The 23,965-nt window shown below is 75.4% G+C and carries 19 protein-coding genes; 8 read left to right on the top strand and 11 right to left on the bottom strand.

Going from position 1 to position 23,965, the window contains the following annotated elements; genetic code table 11:
• The first annotated feature begins 511 nt into the window (after positions 1 to 511).
• Complete coding sequence (locus tag CNQ36_RS26880) at positions 512 to 2,365, top strand: SWIM zinc finger family protein (RefSeq protein WP_410177138.1); 1,854 nt, start codon at positions 512 to 514, stop codon at positions 2,363 to 2,365.
• Between the two features lie 37 nt (positions 2,366 to 2,402).
• Here the strand turns inward: CNQ36_RS26880 and CNQ36_RS26885 are convergent, their stop codons facing one another.
• From CNQ36_RS26885 to CNQ36_RS26895, 3 genes are all read right to left on the bottom strand, one after another.
• Positions 2,403 to 2,843 carry a hypothetical protein gene (locus CNQ36_RS26885; protein ID WP_121547879.1) on the bottom strand — a complete coding sequence of 147 codons (441 nt, stop codon included), beginning with the start codon at positions 2,841 to 2,843 and terminating at the stop codon, positions 2,403 to 2,405.
• A 100-nt stretch (positions 2,844 to 2,943) separates the two neighbouring features.
• Positions 2,944 to 3,771: a DUF4397 domain-containing protein gene (locus CNQ36_RS26890; RefSeq protein ID WP_121547880.1), complete on the bottom strand. Its 828-nt coding sequence runs from the start codon at positions 3,769 to 3,771 to the stop codon at positions 2,944 to 2,946.
• A gap of 134 nt (positions 3,772 to 3,905) precedes the next feature.
• On the bottom strand, positions 3,906 to 4,499 hold the full coding sequence (locus CNQ36_RS26895) for a sigma-70 family RNA polymerase sigma factor (protein ID WP_121547881.1): 594 nt from the start codon (positions 4,497 to 4,499) through the stop codon (positions 3,906 to 3,908).
• 93 nt (positions 4,500 to 4,592) lie between these two features.
• Here CNQ36_RS26895 and CNQ36_RS26900 point away from each other — a divergent pair, with 93 nt between their 5' ends.
• The 5 genes from CNQ36_RS26900 to CNQ36_RS26920 all read left to right on the top strand — a co-directional run bounded on the left by CNQ36_RS26900 (position 4,593) and on the right by CNQ36_RS26920 (position 10,720).
• Positions 4,593 to 5,618 (top strand): MerR family transcriptional regulator, encoded by a 1,026-nt coding sequence (locus CNQ36_RS26900; RefSeq protein ID WP_121547882.1) that lies wholly within the window; start codon positions 4,593 to 4,595, stop codon positions 5,616 to 5,618.
• 208 nt (positions 5,619 to 5,826) lie between these two features.
• Positions 5,827 to 7,077 (top strand): NAD(P)/FAD-dependent oxidoreductase, encoded by a 1,251-nt coding sequence (locus CNQ36_RS26905; protein WP_121547883.1) that lies wholly within the window; start codon positions 5,827 to 5,829, stop codon positions 7,075 to 7,077.
• 105 nt (positions 7,078 to 7,182) lie between these two features.
• Entirely contained in the window at positions 7,183 to 8,409 is a 1,227-nt protein-coding gene (locus tag CNQ36_RS26910) for a lycopene cyclase family protein (RefSeq protein ID WP_121547884.1), read from the top strand.
• Complete coding sequence (locus CNQ36_RS26915) at positions 8,406 to 9,137, top strand: class I SAM-dependent methyltransferase (protein ID WP_121547885.1); 732 nt, start codon at positions 8,406 to 8,408, stop codon at positions 9,135 to 9,137. The genes CNQ36_RS26910 and CNQ36_RS26915 overlap by 4 nt, the downstream gene beginning before the upstream one ends.
• On the top strand, positions 9,134 to 10,720 hold the full coding sequence (locus tag CNQ36_RS26920; RefSeq protein ID WP_121547886.1) for an FAD-dependent oxidoreductase: 1,587 nt from the start codon (positions 9,134 to 9,136) through the stop codon (positions 10,718 to 10,720). Before CNQ36_RS26915 ends, CNQ36_RS26920 begins: the two co-directional genes overlap by 4 nt.
• Positions 10,721 to 10,758: 38 nt before the next feature.
• Here CNQ36_RS26920 and CNQ36_RS26925 read toward each other — a convergent pair whose 3' ends face one another.
• The 8 genes from CNQ36_RS26925 to CNQ36_RS26960 all read right to left on the bottom strand — a co-directional run bounded on the left by CNQ36_RS26925 (position 10,759) and on the right by CNQ36_RS26960 (position 21,165).
• A complete protein-coding gene (locus CNQ36_RS26925) occupies positions 10,759 to 11,769 on the bottom strand; it encodes a DUF5914 domain-containing protein (RefSeq protein ID WP_121548610.1) in 1,011 nt (336 codons plus the stop codon).
• On the bottom strand, positions 11,766 to 12,761 hold the full coding sequence (locus CNQ36_RS26930) for a phytoene/squalene synthase family protein (protein ID WP_121547887.1): 996 nt from the start codon (positions 12,759 to 12,761) through the stop codon (positions 11,766 to 11,768). The genes CNQ36_RS26925 and CNQ36_RS26930 overlap by 4 nt, the downstream gene beginning before the upstream one ends.
• The gene (gene crtI / locus CNQ36_RS26935; protein WP_121547888.1) at positions 12,748 to 14,319 is read right to left on the bottom strand and encodes a phytoene desaturase family protein; all 1,572 of its coding nucleotides are present in this window, start codon (positions 14,317 to 14,319) and stop codon (positions 12,748 to 12,750) included. Before crtI ends, CNQ36_RS26930 begins: the two co-directional genes overlap by 14 nt.
• Positions 14,316 to 15,458 carry a polyprenyl synthetase family protein gene (locus tag CNQ36_RS26940; protein WP_163013375.1) on the bottom strand — a complete coding sequence of 381 codons (1,143 nt, stop codon included), beginning with the start codon at positions 15,456 to 15,458 and terminating at the stop codon, positions 14,316 to 14,318. The genes crtI and CNQ36_RS26940 overlap by 4 nt, the downstream gene beginning before the upstream one ends.
• A gap of 132 nt (positions 15,459 to 15,590) precedes the next feature.
• The gene (locus tag CNQ36_RS26945) at positions 15,591 to 17,087 is read right to left on the bottom strand and encodes a cryptochrome/photolyase family protein (RefSeq protein ID WP_121547890.1); all 1,497 of its coding nucleotides are present in this window, start codon (positions 17,085 to 17,087) and stop codon (positions 15,591 to 15,593) included.
• Between the two features lie 13 nt (positions 17,088 to 17,100).
• Complete coding sequence (locus CNQ36_RS26950; RefSeq protein ID WP_004923004.1) at positions 17,101 to 18,474, bottom strand: cryptochrome/photolyase family protein; 1,374 nt, start codon at positions 18,472 to 18,474, stop codon at positions 17,101 to 17,103.
• A gap of 36 nt (positions 18,475 to 18,510) precedes the next feature.
• The gene (locus tag CNQ36_RS26955) at positions 18,511 to 20,082 is read right to left on the bottom strand and encodes an SDR family oxidoreductase (RefSeq protein ID WP_121548611.1); all 1,572 of its coding nucleotides are present in this window, start codon (positions 20,080 to 20,082) and stop codon (positions 18,511 to 18,513) included.
• Between the two features lie 186 nt (positions 20,083 to 20,268).
• Positions 20,269 to 21,165, bottom strand: coding sequence for an SDR family oxidoreductase (locus CNQ36_RS26960; RefSeq protein WP_121547891.1), 897 nt, complete (start codon positions 21,163 to 21,165; stop codon positions 20,269 to 20,271).
• A 419-nt stretch (positions 21,166 to 21,584) separates the two neighbouring features.
• Here CNQ36_RS26960 and CNQ36_RS26965 point away from each other — a divergent pair, with 419 nt between their 5' ends.
• Positions 21,585 to 21,788, top strand: coding sequence for a cold-shock protein (locus tag CNQ36_RS26965; RefSeq protein ID WP_004923001.1), 204 nt, complete (start codon positions 21,585 to 21,587; stop codon positions 21,786 to 21,788).
• Positions 21,789 to 22,102: 314 nt separating this feature from the next.
• The gene (locus CNQ36_RS26970; RefSeq protein WP_121547892.1) at positions 22,103 to 23,560 is read left to right on the top strand and encodes a DEAD/DEAH box helicase; all 1,458 of its coding nucleotides are present in this window, start codon (positions 22,103 to 22,105) and stop codon (positions 23,558 to 23,560) included.
• The last annotated feature ends 405 nt before the right edge of the window (positions 23,561 to 23,965 follow it).

Raw genomic sequence — 23,965 nt, forward strand, 5'->3', positions numbered from 1 at the left:
CGCGGCCCGCGAGCGGGCGGCCGGCGAGCCGGCGGCCACCGAGGACCGGCCGCCCGGCGCCGCCACGCCGCCCGCGGCCGCGCCGTCCGCCGGCCGGGCGCCCCGCCCGGGCGACGTGGCGCGCGAGGCACTGCGCCGCGCGGTGCGGGCCCGGCGCGGCACCGAAGCGGAGGCCGACGACGCCGACGGAAGCGAAACCCCGACGCCGACGGACCGCCACGCCCCGGAGGCGACGGGCCCGGACAGGACGGCCCCCGGCGACGAAGGGTCCGGCGACACCGGGGGCGTGGATGTGTCGCCCGGGGGCGTGGCGGGCTCGCCGGGGCGTGAGCCGGTGTCGCCCGGCACGCCGGGAGAGGCGTCACCCGGCGCGTCGGCGATCCCGGACGCCGCGTCCGGGGAGACCCGTGACGGCGTTGCGGCGGTCGGTCCGGTGTCGTCCGGGGATGCCCGTGACGGCGTGGCGGCGGTCGATCCGGCGTCGTCCGGGGATGCCCGTGACGGCGCGGCGATGGCCGGTCCGGTGTCGTCCGGGGCGGGGGAGGTCACCGCGCCGTCGCCGGGGGCGCCGGCGGACGGCGCGTCCGGGGACGTCCCTGACGACGTGGCTGCGGTCGATCCGGTGTCGTCCGGGGAGGCTCGTGACGGCGCGGCGGCGGTCGGTCCGGTGTCGTCCGGGGAGGCTCGTGACGACGTGGGGACGGTCGGTCCGGTGTCGTCCGGGGACGTCCGTGACGGCGCGGCGACGGTCGGCCCCGCCCCCTCCGGGGACGGGGCGGTCGGCGTGCCGGGGGAGGCGGGCCGGCCGGCCGCCCGACCTGGGGACGCCGCGCGGGAGGCGTTGCGGTCCGCCCGTGAGGAGGCCGACGTCCGGCCCGAACGGGCCGGGACCCCCGCGCGGCGCGCACCCTCACCGGCCCCGCGCGTCCCCCGCACGACGCGCGGCGACCGCGCCGCGGACACCCGGGCGCGCGAGGTCCGTTCGGCGCTCGCCGACGCCTTCCGCCTGCCCGGCACGGCGGACGGACCGGAGAGGGATCCCGGCCCCGGCACCGGAGCGGCCCCTACCCCGGCCGCCCCGCGGGACACCGCGCCCCGCTCCATGGCCGCTCCCGCCCGCGACGGCGAACTGCGCCGCACCTTCCCGGCGTTCCCGCCCCGCACCCCGGACACGCCGCGCTTCGCCGAGACCTGGTGGGGCGACGAGTGGGTCACCGCGCTGGAGGACGGCGCGCTCGACGCCGCACGGCTGGCACGCGGGCGCGCCTACGCCGAAGAGGGACACGTCGACGCCATCACCGTCACCCCGGGGCTGGTGCTCGCCTACGTGCGGGGCAGCCGCCCGCGGCCGTACCGGGTGCAGGTGCGGCTGCGGACGTTCGGCGACGCCGAGTGGGAGCGGTTTCTGGACGCCGCCGCCGAGCGGCCCGGCCATATCGCCGCACTGCTCGACAAGGAGATGCCGCAGTCCCTCGCCGACTGCGGAGTCCCGCTGCTGCCCGACCCCGGCGACCTCGCCCCGCGGTGCAGCTGCCCCGACTCCGGTCACCCCTGCAAGCACGCCGCGGCCCTCTGCTACCAGACGGCCCGGCTGCTCGACGCCGACCCGTTCGTACTGCTCCTGCTGCGCGGGCGCGGCGAGCGCGAGGTGATCGACGCGCTCTCCCGGCTCAGCGCCGCCCGCACCGCCCGCGCCGCCCAGGGAAGGGAACCGGAACCCCTGCCCGGCATCAGGGCGGCCGAGGCAGTCGCCCGGAGCGGCCTCCCGCCGCTCCCGGCCCCGCTGCCCCCGCCGCCGCACCCCGAACAGCCGCCCGTGTACCCGGCGTCACCGGGCGGGCCCGACCCGTTCGCGCTGGACCAGCTGGCCACCGACGCCGCCGCCCGCGCGCACGCCCTGCTCACCACCGGCCGCGACCCCGTCGCCCGGCTGACTCTCTGGCAGGACGCGGTGCGGCTCGCCGCCGCCCGCCCCGGCTCCGGACTGACCGCGGCGACCCGCGCGCTGTACTCCTCCCTGGCCCGAGCCGCCGGCCGCACCCCCGCCGATCTGGCGCGCGCGGTCGCCGCCTGGCGCCAGGGCGGCCGCCGGGGCCTCGACGTCCTCGACGAGCCCTGGGACCCGCCGGCCGGCCGGTTCGACCGCGCCCGCCCGCTGCTCCTCGCCGCCGACCTGCCCGCCTTCCGCCCCTGGCGCAACCACCTCACCCACCCCCGGGGCCATGTCCAGCTCCGCCTGGGCCGCGACCACCTCTGGTACGCCTACGAGTCCGAGCCGGGCCACGACGACTGGTGGCCCCGCGGCACCCCCGACCCGGATCCCGTGGGCGCACTGACCGGACTGGACACCCTGGGCGACCTGTGAACCGCCCGGCGCCTCCCGGAAGCCGACGCCACCGTGCTCAACGGCCGGCCGGGCGGACGGGGGGCGTCCCGGTGTTCCGCCCGCGCCGCCGGAGGGCCCCGCGTCCGGCGGCGGCCCAGAGCCTGCGGAGCAGGGCGGCGCCCGCGACCAGGGCGACCACGAGGAAGCCCGCCCGCGCGGGACGTCGTCCCGGCGGCGGGGGCGCGGCGGTCTCATGCGACACCTCCCGGGCGATCCGCCGCCAGACGTGTCCGGGGGGCGCGGCCGGGAGATCCGCCACCTCGGCGTCGCGTGCGGCGGCCACCAGGCGGGACAGCTGCCTCAGTTCCTCGCGGCAGTGCGGGCAGCTCGCGATGTGCCGCAGGGCGCCGACATCGTCGTCACCGGTCGCGTGGCCCAGCGCCAGCTCCACCAGGTGCGCCGACTCGACATGGCCCACTGCGACCTCCGGTGTCTCGGATCCGTACTGCTTGTGCAACACCGGCTTCCGGCCGCCGGGCCGGGTTCCCGCGGCCGGCCCGGAACGCCGAGGGCGGCTGCCGGGGCGGCAGCCGCCGGGGGTCGGCCCTCCCACGCCGTCAGGGACGCCGGTCCACGAAGCGGCGGGCCACCAGGACGCCGGGCACCGCGAGCGCTCCGGCCGCCCAGGCAGGCCACCGGTCGGGGGAGTTCGGGGCGGCGGCGCTCCCGCCGCCCGTGTGCCCGGAGCCGGACGGTGATTCCGTGCCGCTCAGCGTCTGGGTGGCCAGGGCCAGGTTCTTGTCGTCGGCGCTGCCCCAGGCGTAGACGACGTTGCTGGTGCCCTCCGCCAGTTTCAGCTCGGCCGGTCCGATGGCCACCGTGTCCGTCCCGGCGAGGACGACGTCGGTGTTCACCGTCCCGGCGTCGACCGTCGCGGTGTCCTGGTCGGGGTTGGACAGACCGGTGAAGAGGGGCTGTCCGCCGGCCCGTACGTCCACGGCGGGCGCGGCCGCGACATGGCGGACCGTCAGCCGCGCCTGGCCGGAGTCCACCTGGGACACGTCGTCGGCGAACGCCGTCAGCTGGGGCTTGCCGGCGGCGGACAGGTGGGCGGCGATCGTGGCGTTGCCGCCCTCGGGCACCTTCACCTCTTTCTCGAGGGCCGGTGTGCCGTCGGGATCCTGGCCCGCCTTGAAGATCTCGATGTCGTAGGTTCCGGCGTCGAGGGACTGCGGCTCGGTCACCGTGCCCGGCTTGAAGTCGCTGAGCAGCTCGTTGCCGTTGGCGTAGACGTCGACGGTCATCCCGGGGATGCCGTGGAAGACGGACACCATGGACTTGTCCTCTGCCGTGTCGGACGCGGCCATGGCGGGTGCGCCCACCCCGAGGGCGAGTGCGCACGCGCCGGCCGAGGCGGCGACGGCGACGGGGGTCCGGGAGCTCATGGGGATCATCCCTTCGCGTGGGGTCTCCGCCGGCTGCGGAGTCTCGTTCCTGTTTCGCGGGGGGCAGGTGCCGCGGATGCGCCCGGGGCGAGGTTTGTCCGGCCGTGCGCGGAGGCCGGCGCACGGCCGGAGCCCTACACGTGGTCCTGCTCGATGACCATCCGCAGCCGGTGCAGACCCCGGCGGGCGTGACTCTTGACCGTCCCCAGGGGCACGCCGGTGCGCTCCGCGATCTGGGCCTGCGTCAGGTCCTCGAAGAACGCCAGGCACAGCACCTCCCGCTGAGCGCGCGGCAGCCGGGACAGGGCCTCGACGAGCAGCACGCGGTCCAGCACGTCGTCCGGTGCCGCGGCGGCCGTCGCGGCGGGGGCGGCGCCGTGCGCGGCCGAGTCGACGAGGGAGAGGCGCCGCGTCCTGGCGGCCAGTGCGTCGATGATCTTGCGGCGGGTGATGCCGACCAGCCAGGCGCCGAGCGCGCCCCGGTCGGGACGGAAGCCGTTCCGCCCGCGCCAGGCGCCGATGAAGACCTGCTGGGTCACGTCGTCGGCCTCGTGGGTGTCGCCCAGGGACCGGGTGGCCATGGTGTGGACCAGTGAGCCCCAGCGGCGGTATATCGCCGCGAACGCCTCCTCGTCGGCAGCGGCGAGCCCACGGGCCAGTTCCTCCTCGTACCGCGTCTCCTCCACGGGCGGGACGAGGGCGGTGGTGGATCGCGTCTGGGTGGTCATGGCCTGACTCCTCCTGCGGTGCGCGTGACTCCAGTGTTGAAGGCGAAACGACGCAGAACAACATGCGTCGTTTGTGCGTCGTAGACTGGCGTCATGGCAGCACTCACGGAGAACGGCGGACACGGGGACGGCGAGGGAGCCCCGCCGGGCGGCGGGCTGACCACCGGCGAGGTGGCCAGGCGTCTGGGGGTGGCTCCCACCACGGTCCGCACCTGGGACCGCCGCTACGGACTCGGCCCCGACAGCCGCGCCGACGGCCGGCACCGCCGCTGGACCGCGGGGGACGTCGCGCGGCTGGAGCGGATGTGCGCGCTGACGGCGACCGGGCTGCCCCCGGCCGAGGCCGCGCGCCTGGCACGCGCTGAGGAATCGCCGGCCGCGCCCCCGGCCCACGAGGCGGCCGTCGCGTCGGGGCCCGCTCCGGCCAGAGGCCCGCGGCCCGCTCCGGCCCGCAGCCGGGCGGGCAGCGGGCTGCGCCTCGGTGACGTGCGCCAGGAGTGCAGGGGCATCGCCCGTGCGGCGCTGCGGCTGGACGCCGCCGCGCTGGACCGGCTCCTGCTCGCCGCGATCACCGAGCACGGACTGGTCGCGGCCTGGACCGAGGTGATCATGCCCACGCTGCAGGCCGTCGGCCGCAAGTGGGAGACGTCGGGCGAGAAGTACGTCGAGGTCGAGCACTTCCTGTCCTGGCACGTCTCCGGCGCGCTGCGGCGCACCGTGCCCGACACGGTCGCCGACCGTCCCGGCGCCACCACGGTGCTGGCCTGTGTACCGGGGGAGAACCACACGCTCGCCCTGGAGGTGCTGTCCGCCGCCCTGACGGAGCGGGGTGTGCCGGTGCGGATGTTCGGCGGCTCCCTGCCCGTCGAGTCCCTCGTCGCGGCGGTACGCCGGACCGGGCCGGCCGCCGTGGGACTGTGGGCGCAGTCCCGCACCACCGCCAGCCGCCCGCTCGCCCAGCACGTGGCCGGCATGGAGTGGGGCGTGCGCGGCGCCCGCCGCAAGCCGGTGGTGCTGACCCTCGGACCGGGCTGGGCGGGGCGGGCGGTGGCCGGACTGGCGCGCCCCGCGGGGCTCGCCGAGGCGGTCGCCGTCCTGGAGTCGGTGGCCGCCGGGTGAGGCGCCGACGTCCGGGGCGCCAGGTCGTGGCGCCTGGCATCGGCCCGGGGAACGTGGTCCGCTGGACCGGCGACCGGCCGGCGGTGCCGGCCGCCCGCGCCGGGACACGGGCCTGCCCCGGCGTGATCCGGGTACCGGCCGGGTGAGCGGGCCCGGCGACGAGCCCCGCCGGCTCCCCGCACGGACCCGGCGCCGAGCGAGGAGAGCCATGACCGACGAACACCGCGGGTCACCGGACGCCGTCGTCGTAGGGGCGGGGCTGGCCGGCCTGGCCTGCGCACTGGACCTGTGCCGTGCCGGACTGCGGGTGGCCCTGCTGGAGGCGTCCGACGGGGTCGGGGGCCGGATGCGCACGGACCGGCGGGACGGCTTCCTCCTGGACCGCGGCTTCCAGGTGTTCAACACCTCCTATCCGCAGGTGAAACGGCGCCTGGACCTGAAGAGCCTGCGGCTGCGGCCGTTCACTCCGGGCGTCGTCGCCCACACCCAGGACGGCCCGGTGCGCCTCGTCGATCCCACCCGGAGTCCAGGCGCGGCGCGCGAACTGCTGCCCGGGAGGGTCCTGTCCGCCCGCGACCTGGCCGCGCTCGCGGCGCTCACCGCCCGCGACGCGGTGCTGCCGGTGGACGTCCTGAGGCGCCGCGCGGACCGCTCGACCTCCTCGGCCCTGTCCCGCGCGTTCCTGTCGGACGAGGTGATCGCACAGGTACTGCGGCCGTTCCTGTCCGGAGTGTTCCTGGAGGACCGACTGGAGACCTCCGCGCGCTTCTTCCACCTCGTCTGGCGGAGCATGGTCCGCGGAACCCTGTGCCTGCCCGCCGACGGCATCGGAGCGGTGCCGGCCCAACTCGCCGGAGGACTGCCCGACGGCGTCCTGCGCCTCGGGACGCCCGTCGCCGGGGTCACCGGCTCGGGCGTGGTCCTGGAGGACGGCGCCGAGGTGCCGGCGTCCACCGTCGTGGTCGCGACGGACGCGGCGACCGCGGCCCGCCTGCTGCCGGGCCTCTCCGTGCCGGACGGACGCACGGTCACCACCTACTACCACGCGACCGACAGGACGCCGCCGGCCGAACCGACCCTCATGGTGGACAGCACCGGAGCGGTCCTGAACACCTGTGTGCTCAGCGAGGTCGCCCCCACGTACGCGCCGCCCGGCACCGCGCTGGTCTCCACCTCCGTCCTGGGAACGGACCTGCCGGGTACGGCGGACCGGGTGCGTCGCCGGCTGGCCGACCTGTACGGCACCGACACGAGCGGCTGGAGCCGGATCGCCGTCCGCACCGTCGAGGGCGCGCTGCCCGCGATGCTCCCGCCCTGGCCGCTGAGCCGTACGACCCGCCGCGGCCCCGGCAGGTACGTGTGCGGGGACCACCGGGCGACCGGATCGGTGCAGGGCGCCCTGGCCTCGGGCACGCGTGCCGCCCGGGAGGCGCTCACCGACCTCGGACGGCCGCGGTGACGCCCAGGACCCGCCGTGACCGGCCGCATCCACGCGGGCCCGGCGGCCGGAAGAACTGAGCGACCCGATGTGACGTCCCGCCCCGATCCGGAGTGAAGTGTGGAAGTGAGCGCAGCCGGCGCCCGGCGCCCGGCCGAGACGTCGGACGTGGTCATCCTCGGCGGGGGCGCGGCCGGCCTCAGCCTCGCGCACCGGCTGACCGGGACGGGCGCGGCCACCGTGACCGTCGTCGAGCCGCCGGACGGCCCGCTGCGCCCGGCGGAGCGGACCTGGTGCTACTGGGACCGGGACGGCGGAGACCTCGACGGCGCCGTCAGCGCGTCCTGGTCCGTGCTGCGCGTGCACGGCGCCGACGGCCGGGCGGTCACCGTCGACCCCGCCCCGTTCACCTACCGCATGGTGCGCTCCACCTCGTTCGAACGGCAGGTCCACTCGCTGCTGGCCGGTTCACCGCACGGACGGCTGCTGCGCGCGACGGCGGACACGGTGCACGACGTGCCCGGAGGCGCGCTGGTCCGGTGCACGCTCCCCACCGGCCGGGCCCTCACCCTGCGCGCCCGGCGCGTCTTCGACTCCCGGCCCCCGCGCGAACTGCCGCCGGCCCGCACGCAGATGCTCCAGCACTTCCGCGGCTGGTTCGTGCGCACCGACGCCGAACGGTTCGATCCCGCGGTCGCCGACCTGATGGACTTCCGGGTGCCGCAGCCCGCGCACGGACTCGCCTTCGGCTACGTGCTGCCGCTGGCCCCGGACCGGGCGCTGGTGGAGTACACCGAGTTCTCCCGCGCCCCGCTGACCACCGACGCCTACGAGGCGGCGCTCGGCCACTACTGCCGCGGCGTCCTCGGGCTCGGCGCGTTCACCGTGGAGCGCACGGAGCAGGGCGTCATCCCCATGACCGACGCCCGCTTCCCCCGCCGGTCCGGGAAGGCCGTCTACCGGATCGGCACCGCCGGCGGCGCGACCCGACCGGCCACCGGCTACACCTTCGCGGCGGTCCAACGGCAGAGCAGGGCCATCGCCGCCGCCCTGCGCGACGGACGGGGGACGGTCCCCGCGCCCCACGGGCGGCGCGCGCTGGCCATGGACGCGGTACTGCTGCGCGCGCTGGACACCGGGCGGATCGACGGACCGGACTTCTTCACCGGCCTGTTCCGCCGGGTCCCGCCCGAGCGCCTGCTGCGCTTCCTGGACGGCGCCACCTCACCGGGGGAGGAATGGGGCATCGGGCTGCGCACGCCCGTCCGGCCGATGCTCCGCACCGCGGTGGAACTGCCGTTCCTGCCACGCCGCTCCCGGCCCATCGCACGAAACGGAGAGAGCCACCGATGAGTCTGCTGCGCGACCACGACCTGGCGCGCGCCTTCGACCACGCCTCGCACACCTACGACAGCCTCACCTCCCTCAACCCGGGACACCGAGGGGGCCTGCTGCGTTCCGCCCGCCGCCTCCGGCTCCCCGGCGACGGCGCCGGACTGCACGTCCTCGACCTCGGCTGCGGCACCGGCGCCTCGACCGCGGCCCTGCTCAGGGCCGCCCCCCAGGCCCGGATCACGGCGGTGGACGCGTCGGCGGGCATGCTGCGCCGCGCACTCGCCAAGCCGTGGCCCGCACGCGTGAGCTTCCTGCACCTGACCGCAGAGGAGATCACCGCCGCCGGCGAGGAGCCCTTCGACGCGGTCTTCGCCGCCTACCTGTTCCGGAACGTCACCGACCCGGACACGCTCCTCAAGAGCGTCCGGGCCCTGCTGCGGCCGGGCGGACGTCTCGCCGCCCACGAGTACAGCCTCAGCGGCTCGCGGGCGCACCGGGCCCTGTGGACGGCCGTGTGCCGCGGGTTCGTCGTCCCGGCGGGCACGCTCACCGGCGACCGCGCCCTGTACCGCCACCTCTGGCACAGCGTCCGCGACTTCGACACCGCGCCCGCCTTCGCCGGCCGGCTCGCCCAGGCCGGTTTCACCGGGGTGCGGGTCGCCCCCGTCGCCGGATGGCAGACGGGCATCGTGCACACCTTCCTCGCCCGCAACGGCTCGCCCACGCCGAAGGAGCAGAACCGGTGACCGACCGCCGTACAGGCGCCGCCCGGCGGGGCCGCGACCGCAGGGCCGAGATCCTGACGCCCCCGCCCGGCAGGAACCGCTTCCCGCTCGGGGACGCACCGTCCGTCGGCGTGATCGGCGGCGGCATCGCCGGTCTCGCCGCGGCCACCCTGCTGGCCGAACGCGGCACCCGCGTCACCCTCTACGAGCGGGAGGACTCCCTCGGCGGCCGGCTCGCCGGCCGTCCCACCACGCTCGCGGACGGCTCGCCGGTGACCATGACCCGCGGGTTCCACGCCTTCTTCCGCCAGTACTACAACCTTCGCGGTCTGCTTCGCCGCACCGACCCCGCGCTCGCCCGGCTCACCCCGCTGCCCGACTACCCCCTGCGGCACAGCGGCGGCCTGACCGACAGCTTCGCCCGCGTCCCCAGGACCCCGCCGTTCAGCGCGCTCGGATTCGTCGCCATGAGCCCCACCTTCGGCTGGCGCGACCTCGCGGCCATGGACGCCCGGGCGGCGCTTCCGCTCCTCGACGTGCGCGTGCCCGAGGTGTACGAGCGCTTCGACGACGTCACCGCCACCGATTTCCTGGAACGCGTGCGCTTCCCGGAAGCCGCGCACCACCTGGCGTTCGAGGTGTTCTCGCGCAGCTTCTTCGCCGACCCGCGGGAACTGTCCGCCGCCGAACTGCTGCTGATGTTCCACATCTACTTCCTCGGATCGGCCGAGGGCCTGCTCTTCGACGTGCCGTCCGAGCCCTTCCCCCAGGCCCTCTGGGAACCGCTCGGCGACTACCTCGGGCGTCTCGGGGCCGACGTCCGCACCGGGACCCCCGTGCACGACGTCGTACCCCGCGACGGCGGGGGAGCGGAGGTGCGCACCGGCACCGGCGCCGACCGCCACCAGGCCGTGGTGCTCGCCCTGGACCCCGGGGGACTGCGCCGGATCGTCGAGGCGTCACCCGGTCTTGGCACGCCCGCCTGGCGCGACGACGTCGCGGCCCTGCGCACCGCCCCGCCGTTCCTGGTCTCCCGGCTCTGGCTGGACCGTCCGGTCCGCCCCGACCGCCCCGGCTTCCTCGGGACCAGCGGCTACGGCGGACTGGACAACATCAGCGTCCTGGAGCGGTACGAGGGCGAGGCCGCCCGCTGGGCCGCCCGCAACGGCGGCTCGGTGGTGGAACTGCACGCCTACGCCGTGGATCCCGCGGCGGAACCGAAGGACGTGCAGGACATGCTCGCCGACCGGCTGCGCCAGGTGTACCCGGAGACCGGCGGGGCGCGGGTGGTCGACGCCCGGCACGAGTGGCGCTCGGACTGCCCGCTCTTCCCGGTCGGTTCGCACCGCCGGCGCCCCACCGTGCGCGGTCCTCACCCGTGGCTGACCCTGGCCGGTGACGCGATCCGCTGCGATCTGCCGGTCGCCCTCATGGAACGGGCCGCCACCACCGGTTTCCTCGCGGCCAACGCCCTCCTCGGCGGCTGGGGCGTACGGGGACAGGTGCTGTGGACGGTCCCCCGGGCCGGCCGTTCACCCGTGCTGCGGGCGCTCGGCGGTCTCGCGGAACGCCGCCCGGCCCCCCGGACCACGGTCCGCCGGTGACCGCGGCGTGCCGGGGGCCCGAAGGCCCCCGGCACGCGTCACCCGGGAAACCGTCCGGTGCTGCGCAGCGCCCAGCGGCGTTCCGCGTACGCCAGGTCGTCGCGCCACAGACGTCCGGCCGTACGCCGCATCAGGGGACGCAGTACGGGCGCGGCGGCCCTGGCCAGCGCGAAGCCGCGCCGGTCCGAGGCGGCGACGACCGCCTCGACCACGGCCGTCCGGGGCCGTTCGTCGCCTGCGCCGGTCAGCGGCGTCGCGTGGGTCTCCACCACGGAGGTGGCTCCCTCGCCGTCGGTGATGCGCATGAGGACCGTGCGCGGCCCGGGCGCCGTGAACTCGGCCCGCACCGGCACCACCAGACGCCCCGCCACCCGGAAGGACACGTCCACGACGAAGGCGTCGTCCTCGTCCCCGAGGGGTTCCCGGACCACCGACAGGTCGACGAACGAATAGGGGTGGAACCACGAGCCGTGCCACGGATCGAGCCGGTTGGCCACGACGTCCTGGGGTTCGCACCGGCCCACCGCCGTGAACACGGCGTCCACCCCGCTGTCCGGCGCGGGCCGCTCGGGTACGACGGGACGCTCGGTCGGCTCCTCACTGCCCACCTCGTCCAGCCGCACCCAGACCAGCACGCCGTCGTCGTGCACCGGGAACGGCTGCCACCCGGCGAACGGCGCACCGTCCAGGGCCAGTCCGTGCCAGTGGCACACCAGCGTGCCGCACACCACCCGGCTGTCCCGCAGCGGAGCACCCAGATGCGGGCACATGCCCGCACCCGCGTGCAGCCCGCCGTCCGCGGAGCGCCACAGCACGACCTCCACGCCCCCGACCGTCCTGCCGTACGGACGGTCCGGGGCGCGCATGGTGCGGGAGGCACCCGCCACGAACCAGTTGCCGGAAGGGCGGGCGGACGCGCGCTTCAGCGCGTCGGCGATGAGCGCCGGACGCGCCCGGCGCCAGGTCGGCGTCTGCGTGGCCCAGTCCGGGCCGCGGCTCCGGCGCCGCAACGGCGGCGTCCAGCGTGCCCTGTTCCCTCGTCCGCTCACCGCACCGGTTCCTTCCACCGAGTCACCCCGCCGTCCGCCGCGGCCGTCCGCCGTGGGCCGCGGGCCGCCCACCGCGCGCGGGCCACCCCCAGCACACCGCCCGCGGCCGTGGCCGCGCGCCGCCGCCGGGACACCACCGCACGGCGGTGCAGCACGGTGTAGTCCTCCGCCGCGATCGCGTCGAGGATGCCGCCGTACAGGACGAACGCGGTGCGGATGCACGGGCGCACCCGCGGATCGAGCATGGCGATGCCCGGTTCCGCCGCCCGGTACATGCCCCGCGTCATGGCTTCCGCCGCGACGAAGGCCGCGCGGATCCGAGGGTCGGAGCGCCCGGTGCGCCGGCTCCACTCCAGCAGCGGCCGGTCCACTCCGTGCTCGGCGAGCAGGTCCCCGGGCAGATAGACGCGGCCGCGGTCCAGGTCCTCGCCCACGTCCCGCAGGAAGTTGGTGAGCTGGAACGCCACCCCGAGGGCCGCCGCGTAGGGCGCCGCCTCCTCGCGGGGCACGACCGTGCCCAGCACCGGCAGCATCTGCAGGCCGATCACCGCGGCCGAACCGTGCACATAGCCCTGCAGGTCGGCGTAGGTCGGATAGTCCGTGACCGTCAGGTCGGCACGCATCGAGGACAGGAAGTCGGCGAAGAGCGCGTGCTCGATGCCGTAGCGGGCGGCGGTGTCGGCGACGGCCCGGACCACGGGCTCGTCCCCGCCGCCGGCCGGCAGCCCGTTCGCCAGGTCGGACTCCAGACGGCTCAGCAGCCGGTCGCGTTCCCCGGGTGTCCGGTGCGGGTCGAGGTCGTCCACGATGTCGTCCGCCCAGCGGGCGAAGCCGTACAGGGCGTGCACCGCCGAGCGGTGTTCCAGCGGCAGCAGACGGGTGGCGAGGAAGTAGGTCTTGCCGTGGCGGGCGTTGAGCCGCCGGCACTGGGCGTAGTCGGCGCGCAGCACGGGATCGGTGATCCCGGCCGCGTCCAGTTCACGACGGGTCATCAGCACCTGCAGGGGTAGGAGTCGCGGTGACGGGAACGGCCGCCGGGGGAGCACCGGGGCGCACGGCCCGGCGGCCGGCCCCGCCGGTGACGCGGGCGGCGGCGAGCTTGCCGCTGATGAGCACCGTCGGCACGCCGACGCCCGGAGTGGTCCCGCAGCCCGCCAGGACCACGTTCTCCACCCCCCGGACGAGGTTGCGCGGCCGGAAGGGCCCGGTCTGGGCGAAGGTGTGGGAAACCGAGAAGGGGCTGCCCGCCGCATGGCCCTGTGCCGTCCAGTCCAGCGGGGTCACCAGCAGCTCCTCCCGCACGCTGTCCCCGAAGCCGTCCAGACCCCGGCGCTCCAGCTCGGCCACCAGACTGTCCCGGTAGCGGGGGCCGAGGTCCCGCCAGGCGGCGGCGTCCGGGCCGACCGCCGTGTTGGGACACGGGGCCAGGACGTAGTGGAGGTGGCCGCCGGGAGGCGCCAGGCCGGGGTCGTGGGTGGTCGGACGGGTGATCAGCAACGACGGGTCGCTCATCAGCTCGCCGGTGCGGGTCAGCTCGTCGAAGGTGCGCTCCCAGGCGGCGCCGAAGGAGATCGTGTGATGGGCCAGTTGCGGCCAGGTGCGGTCGGTCCCGGCGTGCAGGACCACCGCGGACGGCGAGTGCCGGAGCCGTGCCGGGCGCCGGGGCCGGCGCCCCAGCAGCCGGTAGGCCGTGGGCAGTTCGCAGGTCAGCACCACCGCGTCGCACGGGATCCGCTCGCCCGAGGCCAGGCGGACGGCCCGCACCCGGCCGGCCGAGCGCTCCAGCGTGCTCACCTCGGCCGACCAGCGCAGCTCGGCGCCGGCCTCCGCCGCCGCGTCGGCCATCGCCCGGGGGAGCGCGTGCATGCCGCCCTTCGGGAACCAGACGCCGGCCACGGTGTCCATGTACGCGATGACCGCGTACGCCGCGAGCGCCCGGGCCGGGGCCACACCGGCGTACAGCGCCTGGAAGGAGAAGACCCTGCGCAGACGGTCGTCGGAGAGGAATCGGCCGATCCGGCCGTCCAGCCGCCCGAAGCCGCCGAGCGCCGCCAGACGGGCCAGGTCCGGGTGGAGCAGCTGGAACGGGGAGTCGAAGTTGGTGTCGATGAACCGGCGCATCTGCGCCCGGTACAGCCGCTCCAGCCACTCCCGCAGCCCGCGGTAACCGGCCGCCTCCGCCGGTCCGGCGAAGCGCCGCACCTCCTCCTCCATCGCCTCGCCGTCGGTGTGCACGTCGAGGGAGGACCCGTCCGCGAAGCCCGCCCGGTACGCCGGATGCAGGGCCGTCAGCTCCACGCGGCGGTACAGGCTGTCGCCGACCGCCGCGAACGCCTCGTCGGCCAGGTCCGGCATGGTCAGCACCGTGGGTCCGGTGTCCACCTGGTAGCCGCCCAGATCCACCCGGCCGGCCCGGCCGCCCGGACCGCCGTCCCGTTCGACGAGCGTGACCCGGCGGCCCGCGCCCAGCAGGTGCAGCGCACAGGCCAGCCCGGACAGACCGGCGCCCACCACGACCACGTGGTCGGTGCGCCCCGGAACCCCCTTCACGCGACCTCCTCGGCACGGCGCGGAGCGACGCCCGACGCGCGTTCGACGAGCGCGGCGAACTCGCGCCGCACGGCGGGCGGGGCTCCCGTGCCCTCGAAGTGCCGGAGGCTCATCGCCGTCAGCTCCACGATCTTCGCCTCCACCACCTCCCTGGCGCCGGTGCGTTCCATCGCCGTCCGCATCCGTTCGACGGCGCGGTCCGACCGGGAGTCGGCGTCCGGTGCGAGGGTGGCGGCGGCCTGGTGGTCCCCGGCCGCGTCGGCGAGCCGCAGGGCGACGGCCAGCAGGTAGGTGAGCTTGCGCGACCGCAGGTCGTCGCCGGCCGGCTTGCCGGTCAGCGCGGGGTCGCCGAAGGCCCCGAGGAGGTCGTCGCGGAGCTGGAACGCCAGACCGGCGCACCGTCCGGCCGCCCGCAGCGCGTCCAGGGTCCGGTCACCGGCTCCGGCCAGCGAGCCGCCCAGGGCGAGGGGGCGGGCGACGGTGTACAGGGCGCTCTTCAGGGTGGCGATGTCCAGCGCCTCGTCGACCCCCGACGAGCGGGCGGCCTGGGCGTGCAGGTCGCGGTACTGCCCGGCGACCATCTCGGTGCGCATCGCCCGCCACTCCTCGTGCAGACGCCCGCCGTGCGGCGTGCCGAGCGCCGTCTCCGTCAGCAGGTCGTCCGCCCACGCGAGTGCCAGGTCACCGGCGAGCACCGCGGAGGAGGTGCCGAAGGCCTCGGCGGACCCGTGCATGCCCGCCGCCCAGTGGCCGCGCGCCAGTTCCACGTGCAGGGCCGGGCCTCCCCGGCGCCGCAGCGATCCGTCCATCACGTCGTCGTGCACGAGGGCGCACGCCTGGAGCAGTTCCAGGGCGGCACCCGTACGCAGCACCGCGGTGGCGTCGCCCGAGCCGCCCGCCGCCCGCCAGCCGCAGAACGCGAAGGCCGCGCGCAGCCGCTTCCCGCCCCGTGAGACCAGCGCGCCCACCCGGTCGGCGAGATCACGGGCGAAGAGCGGATCGACGGCACGGGCCCGGCGCAGTCCCGCCTCCAGGACCTCCTCCAGGACGGCCTCGGCACCCCTGGCGGCGGCGGACGCCGTGAGGGGGTCGTCGGCGAGTCCCGCGGGTACGCCCGTCATCGGCGGCAGTCCAGGCATGCGCGGCCCCTTCTCACTCTCGGTCATCTGCACATCAGTGCTTCCGCCGAGTGCCCTGATACGGATGCGTTGATCTCTTTCCGCCGCGGGACGCCCTCCCCGGCGGTGTCACTCCTGTGGCCCAGCGGCGGCTCATGGCGGTGCGTCACCCCGTTCCCGTTCCTGCTCGCGCACCTCCGCGAGGTCGGCGAGCCGGTCCAGCTGCCGTACCGGTTGGGCGACGCGCTGATTGCCCGCCAGCCGGTCCCGGTGCCGGTCCAGGAAGGCCCAGTAGCCGGCGGTGTACGGGCAGGCGTGTGCGCCGGTCCGGTCGCCCGGCCGGTAGTCGCAGGGACCGCACAGGTCGCTCATCCGGTTCACGTAGGCGCCGCCCGAGGTGTACGGCTTGGTCGTCATCCGGCCGCCGTCGGCGTACTGGGACATGCCGACGACGTTGGGGAGCATCACCCAGTCGTAGCCGTCGACGAAGCAGCGGTGGAACCAGTCCGTGACGGCGGCGGGGTCCCAGCCCCGCTGCAGCGCGTGGCTGCCGAGGATCATCAGCCGGGGGATGTGGTGGGTCCACCCCGTGTCGCGCACCTGGGCCAGGACGGTGCGCAGGCAGTTGGCCCGGACGGCGTCCGCGTCCAGGTCGTTCCACCAGTCGGGCAGCGGGGCGGTGTGACCGAGCGCGTTGGAGTCCCGGTAGTCCTCGCCGAAGTACCAGTACAGCTGCCAGACGTACTCGCGCCAGCCGGCGATCTGCCGTACGAAGCCCTCCACGCTGTTCAGCGGCGCCCGGCCCGCGCGCCAGGCCTTCTCGGCCTCCCCGACGCACTCGGCGGGGTCGAGCAGGCCGAGGTTCAGCGAGGAGGAGAGCAGGCTGTGGCTCATCACCGGGTCGCCGGCGAGCATGGCGTCCTCGTACGGCCCGAACGTCGCGAGCCGGTGCGTGACGAAGCGCCGCAGGGCCCGCCGCGCCTCCGCGCGGGTCGCGGGGAACAGCCGGGGCCCGTCCCGCCCGACGAAGGAGACGTCCCCGTCCCGCTCCCAGCGGTCGAGGTCGTGCCGCACCTCGTCGTCGATGTCGTCCTCGCGCGGGCGGTAGGGACGGCCGACCTCGAGGGCGGTGGTGTCGCGGGGAGGGGGCTCGCGGTTGTCGTGGTCGAGGTTCCACCGGCCCCCGGCCGGCTCGCCGCCGTCCATGAGCAGGCCGTGTCCGCGACGGACCCAGTGGTAGAAGTCCTCCTGCCGCAGGCGCCGTCCGCCGTGTCCGTCCGCCCAGCCGGCGAAGTCGGCCATGGGCACCAGGAAGCCGCGCGCGGGGCCCACCGTCACCCCGGGCAGGCCGCGCACCAGGCGGAGGGCGCGGCGCGAGGTGGGGTGGTGGACCGTGACCGGGCGTCCCCGTGCCGCCCGCTCCAGTCCCTCCCGGTAGGTGCCGGCGCGCACATAGGTCACGCGGTCGCCGAGTTCCGCCGCGCGGTGGCGCATCGCGGACAGCACCAGATGGGCCTTGGCCCGGTGGAAGCGGCGCCGCCGGAAGACCGAGCGGGCCTCGATCATGAGCAGCGGCGCGTCGCGGGCGGGACCGTCCTCGCCCGGGCCGGCGAAGTGGGGGCCGAGCTGGTCGCCGAAGAGCCAGTGCACGACGGGTGCCTCCTCAGTCGCGGCCGCGGGCGTGCTTGAAGCGCGCGAGCCCGTCGGCGAGGTCGATGAGCGGGGCGGGGTAGCCGAGTCCGGCCCGCCGGTCCTCCGGGAGCCGCCAGGGCTCGTGGACCGCTCTGCCGTCCACGTCCGCGAGTTCGGGGACCCAGCGGCGCACATAGGCGCCCTCAGGGTCGAACCGCTTCGCCTGGACGAGGGGGTTGAGGACGCGATGGGGGCGGGTGTCGGTGCCGGTGCCGGCGACCCACTGCCAGTTGAGCTGGTTGTTGACCACGTCGCCGTCCACCAGCAGGTCCAGGAAGTGCCGCGCGCCGATCCGCCAGTCCACGTACAGCGTCTTGGTGAGGAAGCTCGCCACCAGCAGCCGCGCGCGGTTGTGCATCCAGCCCTCGTGGCGCAGCTGGCGCATGGCCGCGTCGACGACCGGATATCCCGTACGCCCCTCCCGCCACGCGGCGATGTCGTCGGCGGCGTCCTCCTCGCCCCGCCAGTGGTCGTGGCGCGTGCGGTAGTCCCCGGCCGACGCCTCGGGCCGGGCGGCCAGCACCTGGTGGTGGAAGTCCCGCCAGCACAGCTGGCGCACGAACGCGTCCCCGCCGGGCCCGCCGTGCCCCCGGGCGCGGTGCACGAGTTCGACCGGTGACAGCGCCCCGAAGTGGAGGTACGGCGACAGCCGTGACGTCGCGTCACCGGCCAGGTCGTCGTGCAGGTCCTCGTACCGGGACAGCCCGTCGCCCAGCCAGCGCGAGAACCGGTCCCGCCCGGCCTTCTCCCCGCCGGGCGGGACGCCGGGAGAGGTGCCGGACACGTCCGCGCGCTCCGGCACCGGCCGGCCGCGCACTCCGTCGGGCACCCGCACGGCGCGCGGCGCGGGCAGGGGCTTCCTCAGCCGCTCCCGGTCCCAGCGGCGGAAGTAGGGGGTGAACACGGCGAAGTGGTCGGAACCCGACGGTGTCACCGCACCCGGCGCGACGGCGGTGACCACCGTGTCGTGCACCCGCAGCGCCACACCGCCGTCGCCGAGCCGCTCGCGCAGCCGCTCCTCACGGCGGTGGGCGTACGCGGTGACGCCCGCGGCCATGTGCACCTCCGCCGCCCCGCACTCGGCGGCGACCGCGCAGACCTCTCCGGCGACCGGCCCCGCGCGGACCACGAGCCGGCCGCCGCGCCGGCGCAGCGAGGCGTCCAGGTCACGCAGGCAGTCGGCGAGGAAGGCGCGCCGGTTGGGAGCGTCGAAACCGGCCGCGTGGATCCCGGGGTCCAGCACGAACAGCGGCACGACCTCGTCCGCCGCCCGCAGCGCGGCGTGCAGCGGCGGATGGTCGTGCAGGCGCAGGTCCGAGGTGAACAGGACGACCGCGACGGTCATGGCATCACTCCTGGTGCGGTGCTGCGGGAACGGGGGCTACGGCCGGACGCCTCGCGGATCGCGGCGGCCGCGGACCCGCCTGGCGCGCCGGTCGCTCCCGCGGGCGGTCATGCCCTTGGCGGCCGCCTGGGTGATGTTGCGGGCCATCCCGCCGAAGACGACCGCGTGGAAGGGCGAGACGGACCACCAGTAGGCGTGGCCGAACAGTCCGCGCGGGTGGAACAGGGCGCGCTGCCGGTAAAGGGTGCGGCCCTCGGCGTCCGTCCCGACGCGCATCTCCAGCCACGCCAGTCCCGGCAGCCGCATCTCCGCCCGCAGCCGCAGCAGACGCACCGGTTCGATCTCCTCGACGCGCCAGAAGTCCAGCGAGTCGCCGACGCGCAGGCGCTCCGCGTCCCGCCGTCCGCGGCGCAGCCCGACACCCCCGGCGAACCGGTCCAGCCAGCCGCGCACCGCCCAGGCCAGCGGGAAGGAGTACCAGCCGTTGTCTCCGCCGATCCCCTCGATCACCTTCCACAGGGCCTCCGGGGACGCGTCGACGGGACGCTGCCGCTCGTCCTGGTAGAGGCTGCCGCCGGCCCAGTCGGGGTCGGTGGGGAGGGGATCGCTGGGGGCACCCGGGACGGACGCGGACGACCAGCGAGTGGACACCTGGGCCTCACGGACCCTCCGCAGCGCCAGGGCGAGGGCGTCGTCGAACGGCAGGGGGTGCCCCGGCGGGTCGGGGACGTACCGGGCGATGTCGTGCTCGCGGCAGACGACCTCGTGGCGCAGGGACTCCGTCAGGGGCCGGGCGATGGAGGCCGGGACCGGGGTCACCAGGCCGACCCAGTGACTGGACAGCCTCGGGGTGAGCACCGGCACCGGCACGATGACCCGCCGCCGCAGGCCCGCCACGGTGGCGTAGCGGCGCATCATCTCCTGGTAGGTGAGGACGTCGGGGCCGCCGATGTCGAAGGGCCGGTCGACGTCGTCCGGCATGGTGGCGGAGCCGACCAGGTAGCGCAACACGTCGCGGACCCCGATGGGCTGTGTGCGGGTGTGCACCCAACTGGGTGTCACCATGACCGGCAGCCGCTCGGTCAGATAGCGCAGCATCTCGAAGGAGGCCGAGCCCGAGCCGATGACGACCGCGGCCCGCAGCACGGTCGCGGGCACCGGGGAGTCCAGGAAGATGCGGCCGACCTCCGCGCGGGAGCGCAGGTGCGGGGAGAGCTCGTGCTCGGGGACGTCGCGCGGGGTGAGACCGCCCAGGTAGACGATCCTGCGGACGCCCGCCGCGTGCGCCTGCTCGGCGAAGACGTGCGCCGCGCGGCGGTCGGTGTCCTCGAAGTCCGCACCGGTCCCCAGGGCGTGCACCAGGTAGTAGGCGACGTCGACGCCCCGCATCGCCTCGGCGACCGAGCGCGCGTCCGTGACGTCCCCCCGTACCCGCTCGACGTCCGCCGCCCAGGGCTGGTCGCGCAGCTTGGCGGGGGTGCGGACCAGGCAGCGGACACGGTGACCGGCCTCCAGCAGCTCCGGCACCAGACGCCCGCCGATGTACCCGGACGCCCCGGTCACCAGGCAGAGCGGCCGCTCCGCGTCCCGTCGTCCGCTCGTCCCCATGGCGCTTCCCTCCGGCTCGTCCACGGCGCCGTTCCGGCCCCGACCGATCATGGCCGCCACGGCGGGGACCCGCCCGTCGGCGGGGGCCCGGGCGGGCCGGCCGCCCGCCGTGCGGGTGGACGGCACGTGTACTGCTTCACGCCCGGCGCCCCGGACGGATGCACGCCGGCGGCGCGGGCCGCCCGGTCAGCCGCGGGGGGCGGCGGAGCCGGCCGCCTGGTCGGCCCGCCCGCCGGCACCGAGCAGCCCGGTCGCGGAGAACGGCTCGCGCGCGCCGAGCCGCGGCAGCTCGCGGCGCGACAGCGCCGTGACGACCGGCGGCATCGCGGCGCGCACCAGCTGCGTCGCACGCAGCCAGCCCGGTACGTAGACGGCGGGACGGCGTCGCTCGACGGCGCCGACCAGCCGGCCCGCCACGTACGCGGCGGGGTACACCTTGCGGGCCGGCGCCGGCATGTGACCGCGCAACTCCCGCAGCACCGCGTGCTGATCGGCGTCGCGCACCATGTCCGTGTCCGTCCAGTTGATGTAGGCGATCCCCACCCCCACGTGCCGGTGGGCGACCTCGGCCTGCAGCGAGTGGGCGAACGACTCGACTCCCGCCTTCGACGCGCAGTAGGCGCTCATCATGGGCGCCGCGCCGATCGACGCCAGCGACGCCACCTGCAGATAGAAGCCGTGCGTTTCGTACAGGTCGGGCAGGAAGGTCCGCGCGGTGACCGCGCTGCCGATGAGGTTCACCTCGATGACGCGACGCCAGACGCCGGGATCCGACTCGGCGAACGGCCCGCCCTCGGCCAGCCCGGCGTTGGCCACCACCACCGAGGGCGGCCCGAGCCGCGCACGGATCTCGGAGCCTGCCAGGGCCATGCCCCGGTCGTCGGTGACGTCGACCTCCCAGCACGCGGAGCGGCCCGCCGGCAGGGAGTCCCTCACCTCGGCCAGCGTGCTCTCCTCGCGCCCCAGCAGCGCCACCGTCGCGCCCCGTTCGACCAGGATCCGGGCCATGGCCTCGCCGATGCCGCGCGCGGCTCCGGTCACCACGGCGACGCGGCCCTGCAGGGGCTTCCGGGCGAGCGGCATGAGCGGCTCCTTCCGACGGGGGCGACTTCCGTCCCACGCTAGGCGCGCGGCGGCCGTGGGGCATGCCGGGCCTCCCGGGGGTCAGGGGGCGCACTTCGTGGGACAGCGTTTCCCGTCGGTACGCGGCGCACGGAGCGGGTCAATATCTGTGCTCGCGAAGTGAGGATTTGGCGGACCGCGTAGGGAGAGTTATTGCCGCAATGAGCGGAGCGAAATCGCGTAATCCGCACGGGCTGTTCCGGTGTGCTACGGTCGATCCCGGTTGCAGTTGTGGTTCCCGAATGTTCAAGCGCCGCACCCGGTTCTGCCGGTGGGAGGCGCCCTTGTATTTCCGGTCATTTCCGGCGGGGTAATCATCGCGGCGACACGGGGTCCGCGCAGTGCGGATTCCGATGTATTGCCCCAAAAGGAGATTAGACATGGCTGCTGGTACCGTGAAGTGGTTCAACGCGGAAAAGGGCTTCGGTTTCATCGAGCAGGACGGTGGCGGCGCCGACGTGTTCGCCCACTACTCGAACATCGCCGGGCAGGGCTTCCGTGAGCTGCTCGAGGGCCAGAAGGTGACCTTCGACATCGCGCAGGGCCAGAAGGGCCCGACGGCCGAGAACATCGTTCCGGCCTGACGCTGACGCACAGACTGCAGCTGGGGCCCGCATCCTTCGGGGTGCGGGCCCCAGCCGCACGCGTGTCCCCGCACGCCTGTCCCGCAGCGGTTTCGCCTGCGGGACCGACTCGGAGGAACCCGTGATCCCGCGCCGCGCCGCGCCCGGCGCCCGGATCTCACGTACCTGTCGGGTCACCCATTTCAGCGCCTGCCGCCGGATGTTTCCGGCGGCAGGAAGCTGTTTTATCTGGCCCCGGTCCATACTTGTGATTCTCCCTTTCGTTCATTGCTGCGGGAATTCCTTGATATGTGCCACATCGAGGAAGGTTCCGCATGAACCGCACACGTAACAACGATCGCTCCGCCCGTGCGCGCAATGGCTCGCAGGCACCGCGCCGTTCGGGCGGGCCCGCCCGGTCCGGTGGTCAGGGCCGCCGCCCCGCCGCGGAGCGGGGTGAGTTCGCGCTGCCCAGGACGATCACGCCCGCGCTGCCCGCCGTCGAGGCGTTCGCCGATCTCGGCATGCCCGGGCAGCTGCTGGCCGAACTCGGCAAGCAGGGGGTGACCGTACCGTTTCCGATCCAGGGCGCGACGCTGCCGAACTCACTGGCGGGCCGCGACGTCCTGGGCCGCGGGCGCACCGGCTCCGGCAAGACCCTCGCCTTCGGCCTCGCCCTGCTCGCCCGTACCGCCGGACAGCGTGCCGAGCCCCGCCGGCCGCTGGGGCTGGTCCTCGTACCGACGCGTGAGCTGGCGCAGCAGGTGACCGACGCGCTCACACCGTACGCCCGTTCCGTCGGGCTGCGGCTGGCCACGGTGGTGGGCGGGGTGTCGATCGGCCGGCAGGCCGGCGCGCTGCGCGGCGGGGCCGAGGTCGTCGTCGCGACGCCCGGACGGCTCAAGGACCTCATCGACCGCGGCGACTGCGGACTGAACCACGTGGGTGTCACGGTGCTGGACGAGGCCGACCAGATGACCGACATGGGTTTCATGCCGCAGGTCACCGCGTTGCTCGACCAGGTGCGTCCGGAGGGGCAGCGGATGCTGTTCTCCGCCACCCTGGACCGTAACGTCGACCGGCTGGTCCGCCGCTATCTGACCGACCCCGTCGTGCACTCGGTCGATCCGTCGGCCGGTGCGGTCACGACGATGGAGCACCACGTCCTGCACGTCCAGGAAGCCGACAAGCACGCCGCCACGACGGAGATCGCCGCCCGCGACGGCCGCGTGATCATGTTCCTGGACACCAAGCACGCCGTCGACCGGCTGACCCGGAACCTGCTCAACAGCGGGGTGCGCGCCGCCGCGCTGCACGGCGGCAAGTCGCAGCCGCAACGCACCCGCACCCTGGCGCAGTTCAAGACGGGACACGTCACCGTGCTCGTGGCGACCAATGTCGCGGCGCGGGGCATCCACGTCGACGACCTCGACCTGGTCGTCAACGTCGATCCGCCGACCGACCACAAGGACTACCTCCACCGCGCCGGCCGTACCGCCCGCGCCGGCGAGTCCGGCAGCGTCGTCACGCTCGTCACACCGAACCAGCGCCGCGGCATGATCCGCCTCATGTCGGACGCCGGGATCCGGCCGCGGACCACCCAGGTCGGGCCGGGTGACGAGGCTTTGAGCCGGATCACCGGCGCCCAGGCCCCGTCCGGCATCCCGGTCGTCATCACCGCACCGGCGGCCGAGCGTCCCCGGCGCGGCGCCTCCTCCCGAGGCCGGCGCCGCCCTTCACCGGCCGCCCGGCGCGCTTCCGCCCGCCGGTCCGCCCTCGACGCGGCAGCCTAAAGCCTTCGTGATCAGGAAGCTGACCCCGTGACCACGAGGGCGAGGCCGGGTACGCGGCGCGCTCGCGCCGGCGCGGTGCCCCGCGAGTCGTAGACGAGCGAGGCGGCTCCAGGCGCGAGCCGACGTAAGAGCAGCAGTGTGGGCCCGACCGGTACGCCGGTCGGGCCCACACTTGCGTGCGGACGCCCACGTCCACGTGAGCCCACGTCCACGTGACATGAACCGGTCGAGGCGGAATACCTCATCCTTGAGTGCGCAGAAATCTATGCCAGCAAGAGTAGACTTTGGGTGGCGATGCGGTTATGGTTTCTCTCGTAGCCGAGATCGAGTGAAGCCCGGCAGAGATGAACTGCCGGGCAGTGGTGCCGCAGTTGCAGTGCGCAGGACGGTGCGGCGGTGGAGTTC

The organism is Streptomyces fungicidicus, from assembly GCF_003665435.1.
In the GTDB taxonomy this organism is placed as follows: Bacteria; Actinomycetota; Actinomycetes; order Streptomycetales; family Streptomycetaceae; genus Streptomyces; species Streptomyces fungicidicus.